At 60.4% G+C, this 11,204-nt stretch carries 11 protein-coding genes; 3 read left to right on the top strand and 8 right to left on the bottom strand.

The features are described 5' to 3' along the window. The first annotated feature begins 310 nt into the window (after positions 1–310). Positions 311–2,059, top strand: coding sequence for a bifunctional UDP-sugar hydrolase/5'-nucleotidase UshA (gene ushA / locus LAC65_RS04050; RefSeq protein ID WP_411828834.1), 1,749 nt, complete (start codon positions 311–313; stop codon positions 2,057–2,059). A 47-nt stretch (positions 2,060–2,106) separates the two neighbouring features. Here the strand turns inward: ushA and LAC65_RS04055 are convergent, their stop codons facing one another. Further along, complete coding sequence (locus LAC65_RS04055) at positions 2,107–2,538, bottom strand: multidrug/biocide efflux PACE transporter (protein ID WP_039383032.1); 432 nt, start codon at positions 2,536–2,538, stop codon at positions 2,107–2,109. Between the two features lie 90 nt (positions 2,539–2,628). Here LAC65_RS04055 and LAC65_RS04060 point away from each other — a divergent pair, with 90 nt between their 5' ends. Further along, complete coding sequence (locus tag LAC65_RS04060) at positions 2,629–3,501, top strand: LysR family transcriptional regulator (RefSeq protein ID WP_039383034.1); 873 nt, start codon at positions 2,629–2,631, stop codon at positions 3,499–3,501. Here the strand turns inward: LAC65_RS04060 and ybaK are convergent. The 3 genes from ybaK to copA form a co-directional block, all read right to left on the bottom strand. Then, positions 3,498–3,977: a Cys-tRNA(Pro)/Cys-tRNA(Cys) deacylase YbaK gene (gene ybaK, locus LAC65_RS04065; protein ID WP_039383036.1), complete on the bottom strand. Its 480-nt coding sequence runs from the start codon at positions 3,975–3,977 to the stop codon at positions 3,498–3,500. The two genes, LAC65_RS04060 and ybaK, sit on opposite strands and share 4 nt — an antisense overlap. A 207-nt stretch (positions 3,978–4,184) precedes the next feature. Beyond that, a complete protein-coding gene (locus tag LAC65_RS04070; protein WP_039383039.1) occupies positions 4,185–4,994 on the bottom strand; it encodes a TraB/GumN family protein in 810 nt (269 codons plus the stop codon). Positions 4,995–5,065: 71 nt separating this feature from the next. Continuing rightward, positions 5,066–7,573, bottom strand: coding sequence for a copper-exporting P-type ATPase CopA (copA, locus tag LAC65_RS04075; RefSeq protein WP_039383042.1), 2,508 nt, complete (start codon positions 7,571–7,573; stop codon positions 5,066–5,068). A 94-nt stretch (positions 7,574–7,667) separates the two neighbouring features. On the opposite strand from copA, the gene cueR reads away from it, so the two are divergent. Continuing rightward, a complete protein-coding gene (gene cueR / locus LAC65_RS04080; protein WP_039383044.1) occupies positions 7,668–8,084 on the top strand; it encodes a Cu(I)-responsive transcriptional regulator in 417 nt (138 codons plus the stop codon). Here the strand turns inward: cueR and LAC65_RS04085 are convergent. The 4 genes from LAC65_RS04085 to LAC65_RS04100 all read right to left on the bottom strand — a co-directional run bounded on the left by LAC65_RS04085 (position 8,060) and on the right by LAC65_RS04100 (position 11,198). Further along, positions 8,060–8,518: an NfeD family protein gene (locus LAC65_RS04085; protein WP_039383045.1), complete on the bottom strand. Its 459-nt coding sequence runs from the start codon at positions 8,516–8,518 to the stop codon at positions 8,060–8,062. The two genes, cueR and LAC65_RS04085, sit on opposite strands and share 25 nt — an antisense overlap. Further along, entirely contained in the window at positions 8,518–9,432 is a 915-nt protein-coding gene (locus tag LAC65_RS04090) for an SPFH domain-containing protein (RefSeq protein WP_039383046.1), read from the bottom strand. Before LAC65_RS04090 ends, LAC65_RS04085 begins: the two co-directional genes overlap by 1 nt. Positions 9,433–9,490: 58 nt before the next feature. Continuing rightward, positions 9,491–10,345 carry a co-chaperone YbbN gene (locus LAC65_RS04095; protein ID WP_039383047.1) on the bottom strand — a complete coding sequence of 285 codons (855 nt, stop codon included), beginning with the start codon at positions 10,343–10,345 and terminating at the stop codon, positions 9,491–9,493. A 79-nt stretch (positions 10,346–10,424) separates the two neighbouring features. Further along, a complete protein-coding gene (locus LAC65_RS04100) occupies positions 10,425–11,198 on the bottom strand; it encodes an SDR family oxidoreductase (protein WP_039383050.1) in 774 nt (257 codons plus the stop codon). Positions 11,199–11,204 lie beyond the last annotated feature (6 nt).

The following is an 11,204-nucleotide window of genomic DNA, read 5'->3' on the forward strand; positions in this document are numbered from 1 at the left end:
TGTAATGCAAATCCTGCTGCAGCGTTTAGACATTTGCGGGATGAAAGCTGAATAAACTGAAAAAATGCGATAAAAAACGTGCCGAAGCGCTATTTTCAGCAGTTATCCTGGCGTGCAGGTAGTGATAATGCATTACAGCAGCGTTAAAAAGCGCAGCATCCCCCGACGGGCCCAGCCGGCGAGAGCAGATGAAAATAGCAGCGGGTACTGCCTTTCAGCTTGAGTTAAGCAGGGAACTGTGCGACACAGAGGGCAGAAATCTGTCAGGTCCACGATGCAGTGGAAAAAAACGAACAAGGAGAGCGTTGTGTTGTTACTTACCCCGAAAAAGCGCTGGCTGGCGCTGCTGGTTTTGCTGGTGCCGATGCTGGCGCAGGCGTGGCAAATCGATCGCAGCTATCGCTTCAGCATCCTGCATACCAACGATCATCATGGCCATTTCTGGAGTAACGCGCAGGGTGAGTATGGGCTGGCAGCACAAAAGAGCCTGATGGACCAGCAGCGTTATGATGTCCAGGCGCGCGGAGGGGGTGCGCTCATCCTCTCCGCCGGGGATATCAATACCGGCGTGCCGGAGTCAGATGTGCTGAACGCAGAGCCTGACATTCGCGGCATGAATCTGGTGGGTTATGACGCTATGGCGCTGGGAAACCACGAATTTGACAAGCCTCTGAGCGTGCTGGAACAGCAGAAAAAGTGGGCGCGTTTTCCCTTTCTCGCGGCGAATATCTATCAAAAAGGCAGCGATCGGCGGCTGTTTTCGCCCTGGGCCATATTTAACCGTATGGGCCTGAAAATAGCGGTTATCGGGCTGACCACTACGGATACGCTGCGTATTACCAACCCGGAAAATGTCGCAGAGCTTGAGATCCGCGATCCGGTCAAAGAGACGCTGAAAGCGGTAGCGGAGCTGCGCGCCACGGAAAAGCCTGATGTGATCATCGCGCTGACGCATATGGGACATTATGACGACGGTCAGCACGGCAGTAACGCACCGGGCGACGTTGAGCTGGCGCGCAGCCTGCCGCCCGGCACCCTGAGTGTTATCGTGGGCGGTCACTCGCACGATGCCGTCTGTATGGCGCAGGCTAACCGCAGCGTGCCGGATTATCAGCCAGGCCAGCCCTGCCAGCCCGATCGGCAGAATGGCGTCTGGATCATGCAGGCTAAAGAGTGGGGCAAATATGTGGGTCGCGGCGATTTTACCTTTCGCAACGGTGAGCTGACGCTGGAAAATTATCAGCTCATCCCGGTTAACCTGAAGCATAAAGTCACCAACCAGGATGGCAGCGAAACCTGGCTGCCTTATCAGGAGCCGATTGTACCCAATACCGCGATGATGAAGCTGCTGACCCCTTTCCAGCTGCGCGCCGGTAAACAGCTGGATGTCGCCGTTGGCCGCAGTGACGGGCTGTTTGTCGGCGAGCGCAATAAAGTCCGCTTTGAGCAGACCAATCTGGCGCAGCTGATCCTGCGAGCGCAGATGGCCGCGACCAAAGCGGATGTGGCGGTGATCAGCGGCGGCGGCATCCGCACATCGCTTTCGGCAGGCGAGCTGCGCCTGCGCGATCTGCTGCAGGTGCAGCCGTTTGGCAATCAGGTGGTGTCGGTCACGCTGAGCGGTGAGGAACTGCAGGACTATCTTGCCCGCGTGGCGAATATCAAAACTAACTCCGGCGGCTTTGCTCAGTTAGCCGGCGTCAGCCTGGTGGCCGATGGTAAATCAGTCAGTGATGTCAAAATCAACGGGAAGCCGCTGGAGAAGAAGAAGACCTATCGCCTCGCCACTAACAGCTTTAACGCCAGCGGCGGCGACGGCTATCCGCCGCTGACGGCGCGCGCGGGCTACCGCAACAGCGGTCTGCGCGATGCTGACGTGCTGCGCGACTATATTACTCAGCATTCACCGCTAAAAATCGCTGATTTTGTGCCGCCAGCCGTCGTGCATCTGACCGACGAGCAGGTACGCGAGCGTGACAAGGCGCTGGAAAAGCAGCGCAAGCGCAGCTATCCGCGTATGTTCCTGGCATGGATCTGGCCGCGCGCGGCGCAGGATTAAGCGTAACCGGCGCGCTGCTTCCGGCCGGAGGCAGCGCGCGCCCGGCATCAGGCGCGGCAGGATGGCTGCGCAAACCAGCGCAGGCGCAGCTTATCCCAGACCCAGTTGTAAACCATGGTGTAGGGCAGGAAAAACAGAAAGAATCCCACCTCCACTAAAAAGGCGTTAAGCAGCGAAATATGCAACATGCCGGCGGCGATCGGCAGGCCAATCAGGATAAATCCCCCTTCAAAACAGAGCGCATGCAGGGCACGCAGCCCCAGCCCGCGCTTCTGATGCGGCGGCCAGATGCGATCGAACAGGGTGTTATAGATCATGTTCCACAGCATCGCGACGGTAGAAAGGGCAATCGCCAGCGTGCCCATCTGGAACAGCGGCTTGTCCATAATCCATGCTGCCAGCGGCGCGATAGTCACAATAGCCAGGCCCTCAAAGCCCACGGCGTGCAGAATGCGTTCTTTCAGCGAACGGGTACGCATAAATACCTCCGGTTACGTAATAACGCGCATTTTCGCACTGCATGCATCTGAGATAAAATGAGTGTCTATCGAAAAAAACGATGGTAAACCATGAAATACTCTCCGGAATCCCTTGAGGCATTTGTCCAGACTGTTGCGAGCGGCTCTTTCTCTGCTGCTGCCCGCGCGCTGGCAAAAAGCCAGTCCACCATCAGTGCTGCCATCGCTAACCTTGAAATCGATCTAGGCTTTGCGCTGTTTGACCGTCGCGGCCGCCAGCCGGTGCTGACACCGCAGGGTGAACGCGCGCTGGCTCAGGTGCAGCAGATCCTGGCCGCCAGTCAGCGGCTGGATGAACTGGCGCTGCGCCTGTCGCAGGGTGTGGAGCCGCGCCTGAGTCTGGCCATTTCCGATTTCTGGCAGGCCGATCATCATGAACATCTGCTGACGCGGTTTGATGCCCGCTACCCCGATATCGACTTTGAATGCATGATTGCAGAGGATGAGGATGTACTGGATCTGCTGCAGGCGGGGCGGGTGCACCTGGGCGTGGTCCGCACTCAGCCTGCGCTGCCGCCCGATCTGGCGGTAGCCCGGCTGCAGGTGGAGGCGCAGATGGCGATCTTTCTGCACCAGGATCACGCGCTGTCGCAGCTGGCTCAGGTGAGTGAGGCGCAGCTCAGCGAGCTGCGGCAGCTGCGGCTGAACACCTGGGTACAGACGCGCGGACCACTGCCAGCCGCCGGACGAACCTGGTCAGCGCCGACGTATCTGCTGCTGCTGGAGATGGCGGAGCAGGGGTTTGGCTGGAGCGTACTGCCGCGCTGGCTGGTGGATCAGTTTGGTCATCAGGTCCTGAAAGAGCTATGCGTTCCCGGCTGGCCGCAGCATATTGCGGTAGATGTGGTCTGGTCGCGACGTAATCCGCCCGGCCCGGCCGGGCGCTGGATGATCGATCAGCTTTGCGCGCAGCAGCCCGATTAATCGCAGCGTGCCACGTCGGCCAGTGTGGCATTCAGCAGCCGCGCCAGATCCTCTGCAGCCAGTTCAATGTCGAGGCCGCGTTTACCGCCAGAGATAAATATGGTGGCAAACTCTGCGGCCTGCCGATCGATCACCGTTGGCAGGCGCTTTTTCTGACCCAGCGGACTGATGCCGCCCAGCAGGTAGCCGGTAACGCGCTGCGCCAGCTGCGGATCGGCCATTTCTGCTCGCCTGGCGCCCAGCGCTTTCGCCACTTTTTTCAGGTCGAGCTGGGATGCAACCGGCGTAACCGCCACCGCCAGCGCTTTCGCATCGCCGTTCAGCGCGACCAGCAGCGTTTTAAAGACCTGGCGCGCATCAAGGTTGAGCTTGCGCACCGCTTCATCGCCAAAATGCGTTTCATGGCTGTCATGCTCATAGGGGTGCAGCGTAAACGCCACGCCGTTTTTTTCCAGAAGTTTGACTGCAGGGGTCATCATTAATCCTTACGACAAAAATTCTTCTCAAAGATTGCGCTAATAACAGTGGCGAAAATCTGAACTTTGCGCGAGAATTGTCCCGCGCCACTCACCCTGGCGATAACCAAAATCATAAACAAATTCCTCTTTGACAGGTCGATAGTGATATCGGCCTTCTTTTTTTGTCTTATCCTTCGGCCACTCCTGAGCAGCGCAGGTGTCGCGTTACGGCTGCTTCTGTTTCAGCAGGCCGGGCAGATTATCATCGCCATAGAGATGCAGCGCGCCGACGGCCACCAGATAGCGACCCGATGGCAGCGCCAGCAGCTGTTCGCGCCATTGCTGATTGCGGTTACGCATCAGCGTGTCGCTCAGCTCACTGCCAAAGGTCGCGGGCAGCGCTACCGGCTGCTGCGCGGGCGGCGCTTCAAGCCACCAGCTGATCATCGTCTGCAGCAGCCGCGCATTGGTATGCCAGTGCTCAAGCGTATCCACCAGCAGCGCCCGACCCTCCTGCGGCAGGGATTTCAGCAGCGCGATCTGCGTCTCCGGCCCTTCCAGCTCAATGATCGGCTTGCCCGCTGCCTTTGCGGCCTGCAGCAGCTGATAATCGATACCATACTCCGGACGCAGTCCGAGCCGCTGCGCCTGGTGCGCCTGCAGCATCAGCGCTATCTGCCAGCAGGGCAGGGTATCAAAGAGGTCACTCTCCAGCCCCAGATCCTTACAGAGCGCCTGCAGCCGCGTCAGCGTGGCGCTCTCCAGCCGGGTGTGCAGCGGCGGCAAATCTGCGGTATCCGCAAAAGGAGAGCCGCCGCGCGTGATGTCCGCTTCAACAATCAGCGCATCCGCTTTCTGCAGCTGACGCAGCAGGCCGGCTGGCAGAGGCTGCATGTTGCGTGTGCCCATATGGATACTGCCGGTCAGATGCAGCAGCCGGTCGCCCAGACGCATATCCATTGCCGGCCAGCGGTAGGCAGACGGAAAAAGCGCGGCGATCCGCTGCCAGAGACGTTGCCAGATAGGGCTGTTCATGTCCGCTCCTGTTACGGTTAAACCGTCATGCTAACGATTTATTTCGGCTAAAAACAGCGCGCTGGCTGCTATTACCGGTCGGGCGGAGTGAAACGCAGCAGGCGGTTTGCATTGCTGACGACGGTGATGGAAGAGAGGGCCATTGCTGCCCCCGCGACAATCGGGCTCAGCAGCAGGCCGGTAAAGGGATAGAGCACGCCCGCCGCAATCGGAATACCCAGGCTGTTATACACAAATGCGCCCAGCAGATTCTGGCGCATATTGCGCAGCGTGGCCTGCGAAATCGCCAGGGCATCCGCTACCCCATGCAGGTCGTTACGCATCAGCGTAAGCGGCGCCGTTTCGACCGCGACATCGCTGCCGCTGGCCATCGCAATACCGGTATCCGCCTGCGCTAACGCTGGCGCATCGTTGATGCCATCTCCTATCATCATCACCCGGCGCCCCTGCTGCTGCAGGCGGCTTATGGCTTCTGCTTTACCCTCTGGCAGCACGCCGGCGATCACTTCATCAATTCCCGCTTCAGCAGCGATAGCGCGGGCTGTGGCCTGATGATCGCCCGTCAGCATCACCAGCCGGTAGCCAGCCTGATGCAGCCGCTGCAGTGCCGCTTTACTCTCCGGCCGCAGATTATCGCGCAGCGCAATCAGGCCCAGCAGCTGGTGCGCGTCGGCCAGCAGCACTGGCGTAGCACCGCTTGCCGCGATGCGTTCGATATCTGCCCGGGCGGCGTCATAGTTAATCTGCTGCTCATCAAGCAGGGCCGTGTTGCCCAGCAGCAGGGTCTGACCTGCCACCTGCGCGCTCACGCCCCTGCCGCGCAGCGTCCGGAAGCGGGTGATCTCTGCTGCCGGCGGCTGCGGCGCGGCAGCGAGGATCGCGCTGGCAAGCGGATGCGTGGATCCCTGCTCCAGCTCCGCTGCGGCCTGCAGGATCTGCTGTTGATCCCGGTCAGCATAGCAGCAAATCTCGCCGATCTGCGGCGATCCCTGCGTCAGCGTACCGGTTTTATCAAACACCAGCGTGTCAGTTTCGCTGGCGTGCTGCAGCGCGTCGGCATCGCGCACCAGGATACCCAGCTCTGCCGCACGGCCGGTGCCGGCGATGATCGACATCGGCGTGGCCAGCCCCAGCGCACAGGGACAGGCGATGATCAGGACGGTAGTGATGATCACCAGCGCATAGGCGAGCTGCGGCTGTGGCCCAATCAGATACCAGGTGAGGCCGCTCAGCAGCGCAATCGCTACCACAACCGGTACGAAAACGGCAGAGATGCGATCGGCGAGGCGGCCAATCTCCGGCTTGCTGCTTTGCGCCTGACGCACCAGATTAATAATCCGTGCCAGCGTGGTGTGGCTGCCGGTAGCGCTGGCGATAAAGCGCAGCGTGCCATCCTGCACCACCGTGCCGGCATAGACTTTGCTGCCCGGTACTTTTTCCTGCGGCACGGCTTCGCCGGTCAGCATCGCTTCATCGCACCAGGCTTCACCCTGCGTGACATCGCCGTCCACCGGCACCCGATCGCCGGTGACCAGCTTCAGAGTCATACCGGCGGTGACGGCGCTCAGCGGCAGCTGCTGCTCGCCCTGTTCGGTGACCACGCACGCCTGAGCCGGCGTCAGATCCAGCAGCCGCTCCAGCGCGCGCGAGGCGCGCTGACGGGCACGCTGCTCCAGCGCGTGCCCGAGATTAATCAGCCCGATGATCATAACGCTGGCCTCAAAGTAGAGATGGCGTGCCTGCACCGGAAAAAATTCCGGCCACAGCGCCACGCTCATCGAATAGAGCCAGGCAGCGCCGGTGCCGAGCGCCACCAGCGTATCCATGGTAGCGGTGGCTAATCGCAGGCTGCGCCAGGCGCTGCGATAAAAGTGGCCGCCGGCAATGATCATTACCAGCAGCGTGGCAACGCCCAGCGTACGCCACAGCGTTTGATTCGCCGGCGTCAGCATCATGTGATCGCCCGCCATGCCCCAGAACATCATCGGAACGCCAAGCCCCAGCGCCAGTGCCGACTGCCAGCTGAAGCGGCGCATCGCCTGCCGCGCGTTCGCCTGCTGACGCTCACGCCGGCGCTGTTCATCTTCAATCACTTCAGCGCTGTAGCCTGCCTTGTCTACAGCGGCAATCAGCGCCGGTGCGTTAACCTCACCCAGCACCAGCGCGCTGCGTTCACCGAGGTTAACGCGTGCTTCCGTGACGCCGGATACCGCGCGCAGCGCGTTCTCTACCCGGCTGACGCAGCTGGCGCAGCTCATGCCATCAATCAGCAGATGCTGTACCGGCAGCGCCGCTTCTGCCGGCTGGGAGGCCGTTGTCAGCGCCTCCGGCGGCGGCTCCTGAGCTGTCAACGGATCAGACTTTGGGAATGTTGCCTCAGGCTGCAGCGTGGCGTGGTAACCAGCCTGCTCTACGGTTGCGATCAGATCGCTGGCGCTGGCCGTCCCGGTCACGCGTGCCTCCTGCTGCGTGACCTCCGCCAGCTCCACGTCGCTGCGCTGTTCCAGCGCCGCTTTGACCCGTTTGACACAGTGGCCGCAGGAAAGCCCCTCCAGCGCCAGCGTTTGTCTATCCGACATGATAGTCTCCTTAGTGAACAGAGTTGACCGGCAGCACCGGTTACAGTAGTTATAAGCGTAAACCTTCCATTCGGGGGAAGGTCAAGGAGCCGGCATGAATATCAGCGACGTCGCCAGAAAAACCGGGCTGACCAGTAAAGCGATCCGTTTTTATGAAGAGAAAGGGATTGTGACGCCGCCGCGGCGTAGCGGAAATGGCTACCGGTACTATGACGAACGCCATCTGGAAGAGCTGCATCTGCTGCGTCAGGCGCGCCAGGTTGGCTTTACGCTGGATGAGTGCCGCGAGCTGGTGGCGTTGTTCAACGATCCTGCGCGGCACAGCGCAGATGTCAAAGCGCGCACGCTGCAGAAGGCTGAAGAAATTGCAGCGCATATTGAGGAGCTGCACGCCATGCGGGCGCGCCTGCTGTCACTGGCAGAGGCGTGTCCCGGCGACGAGGGCGCCGAGTGCCCGATAATGAATCAGCTGGCGGGCTGCTGCGGTCACTCTGGCGGTAAACGCGGCTGAATCAGCAGCGTAATCCCTTCAACCGCCGTGACCGTCACCCGCGTGCCCGCGGGCAGATCGTCTGTTGCCTGTACGCGCCAGCTGCTGTCACCAATCTGTACATGACCGATACCACTTTTAAGCGGCGTCTCCAGCGTCAGCTGCCGGCCAATCAGCGCTTTACCGCGCTGGTTCAGCGTGTTGGGTTGCTGCTTTACAGCCTGATGGCGCATCCAGCCATACCAGCCCAGCGCGCTCAGCAGCGTCAGCGCGGCAAACAGCAGCCCCTGATCGGCCCATGAGAAAGGCCACAGCCACTCGGCCACGCCAACCAGTAGTGCCGCCATACCGCACCAGAGCAGATAACCACTGGTGCCCAGCATTTCGGCTGCCAGCAGCAGCCCGCCCAGCGTCAGCCAGAACCAGTGCGGATGGGCAATCAGCTCCATCAGCATCACGGTCTCCGCTCCGGGTGACGCTCTTTCAGCAGTTCACTGATACCCGCTACCGAGCCGATCAGGCTGCTGGCATCGAGCGGCATCATCACCACTTTACTGTTGCCGGCTTCGCCAATTTTCTGCAGCGCATCAGTATATTTCTGCGCGACAAAGTAGTTGATGGCCTGGATATCACCGGCAGCGATAGCGTCAGACACCATGCGCGTGGCGTTCGCTTCTGCTTCTGCCTGCCGCTCACGCGCCTCAGCCTGTAAAAAAGCAGAGGTGCGCTCGCCTTCTGCTTTCAGAATCTGTGACTGCTTGTCGCCTTCAGCACGCAATATGGCGGCCTGACGCACGCCTTCAGCAGCCAGAATATCTGCGCGTTTGGTGCGCTCAGCTTTCATCTGCGCATTCATGGCAGCGATCAGCTCCTGCGGTGGCCGCACATCGCGGATCTCAATGCGGGTAATTTTGACGCCCCAGGGGTTGGTCGCTTCATCAACGATATGCAGCAGGCGGGTGTTGATGTTGTCACGCTGCGACAGCATCTCATCCAGCTCCATGCCGCCGAGGACCGTGCGAATGTTCGTCATCGTGAGGTTGATTATCGCCAGCTCCAGATTGCTGACCTCATAGGCGGCACGCGCCGGGTCAACGACCTGGATAAAGCAGACGGCATCAATGGTGACGTTGGCGTTGTCTTTGGAGATGATCTCCTGTGAGGGGATATCGAGCACCTGCTCCATCATATTGATGCGGCGACCCACGCGATCCATAAACGGCACCACCAGGTTAAGCCCCGGCGAGAGCGTACGGGTGTAGCGTCCGAAGCGCTCTACCGTCCATTGATAGCCCTGCGGAACAATCTTGATACCGGCCCATACAATCACCAGCACCAGTACGATGAGAACAGGAATAGCGGTCAGCATATAACCTCCTGGCTGTCAGATTACCGGGCCGAGTCGCTTCGGCCCGTCTGCGTACCCGTCAGTAGAGCAGCGAATAGAGCTGGCGGCGATAGCGCGAGGCGAGGGCGTCGCCGGTGCCAAGCGCGGCCAGGATCTCCTGGAACATTTTGCGCACTTCACCGTCACCGGCGGCGAGATCGCTTTTCAGAAAGCCCAGCAGCAGCTCCAGCGCCTCTTCATTACGCCCAACCTGGTGCAGCTGTAACGCAAGTTTAGCAGCCAGGGTCGCGTTCTGCGGCTCGGCGTTCAGCTGCTCCTGCAGCAGCTGGATTTCAGGCGTATCCGCCGCCTGCTTCAGCAGGTCGATCTGTGAGACCAGGCTCTGATAGCGTGTATCCTGATCCTGCAGCGGCACCACATCCAGCACCGCTTCCGCTTCATCACTGCGGTTCAGGGCGATCAGCACTTCTGCCAGCAGAAAGCCAATCTCACTGTTTTTATTGCTCAGCTGCCAGGCATCTTTCAGCAGCGGCAGCGCCTCCAGCGGCTTGTTCTGCTGCATCAGCTCCATAGCCTGCTGCGCTTTCAGCTCCTCTTCGCGCGGCAGAACTTTTTCCAGCAGCGCGCGGATCGCCTCTTCCGGCTGCGGGCCCTGAAAACCATCTACCGGCTGCCCGTTCTGGAACAGATAGACCGTGGGCAGCGAGCGCAGACCGAACTGTGATGCCACCACTGGCTCGTTGTCGCAGTCGAGTTTTGCCAGCAGGAACTGGCCGGCATACTCCTGTGCCAGACGCTCCAGCACCGGGGTAAGCTGCAGGCAGTGCTGGCTGCGTTCAGACCAGAAATAGAACAGAACCGGCAGCTGCATGGATTGCTCCAGCGTCTGCTGCAAATTGGACTCATTGATGTTGGTGATCAAAGCGTGTGACATGAAAAACGCTCCTGGCAGAAAGTGTAAAGAGAATATGGGGATAAAGTGTCCCGCTTCAAGCGCTGGCTGATGTTACCGCTCAGTTGCTGCGCAAAATGCGATCCAGCATCCAGCCCGGCAGCAGTCGTTTCAGAAAACTCATGCCCCAGGCCACCAGCGTAACCGGATAGCGCAGCCGCGGGTGACGGCTCTCCAGCGCATGGCGCAGTTTGGGCAGAATCGCCTCCGGCGGCAGGGTAAAGCGTGCCGCGATACCGGGATTCTGCACCGGCTTCTCCTGTTCACCCTGCTGCACGTTATCAGTGAAACGCGTGGCAATCGGTCCCGGCTCTATCAGGCTGACGCGCACGCCGCTGGCGCGCACTTCCATACGCAGCGCATCGCTCCACGCCTCCAGCGCCCATTTGCTGGCGGCATAGGCGCCACGCCCCGGGGTGGAGATTAGTCCCAGCACCGAGCTGGTATTGATAATGCGGCCGTCGCCGCTGTTCTGCAACGCCGGCAGCAGCCGCATCGTCAGCTGATGAGTGCCAAAGAGGTTGGTGGAGAACTGCTTTTCAAGCTGCTGGCGGCTGATGCTGCTCAGCGGCCCATACTGACCAAATCCGCCGTTATTAAATAGCCCGTGCAGGCAATGTCCGGTAAGCGCCAGCACCCGATCGGCGGCGGCATCCACACTCGCGGCATCGTCAAGATCGAGCGGGATGCCGGTATATCCCAGTGCGGTCATCCGCGCGACATCCTCGGCGCGGCGGCAGGCGGCAAGTACGTGATAGCCGCGCGCCTGCAAATCGCTGGCGGCTGCCAGCCCGATACCGCTGGAGCAGCCGGTGATCAAAACCGATTTTTGCATTTCTTT

This window comes from Pantoea eucrina, assembly GCF_020079945.1.
Taxonomy (GTDB): Bacteria; Pseudomonadota; Gammaproteobacteria; order Enterobacterales; family Enterobacteriaceae; genus Pantoea; species Pantoea eucrina.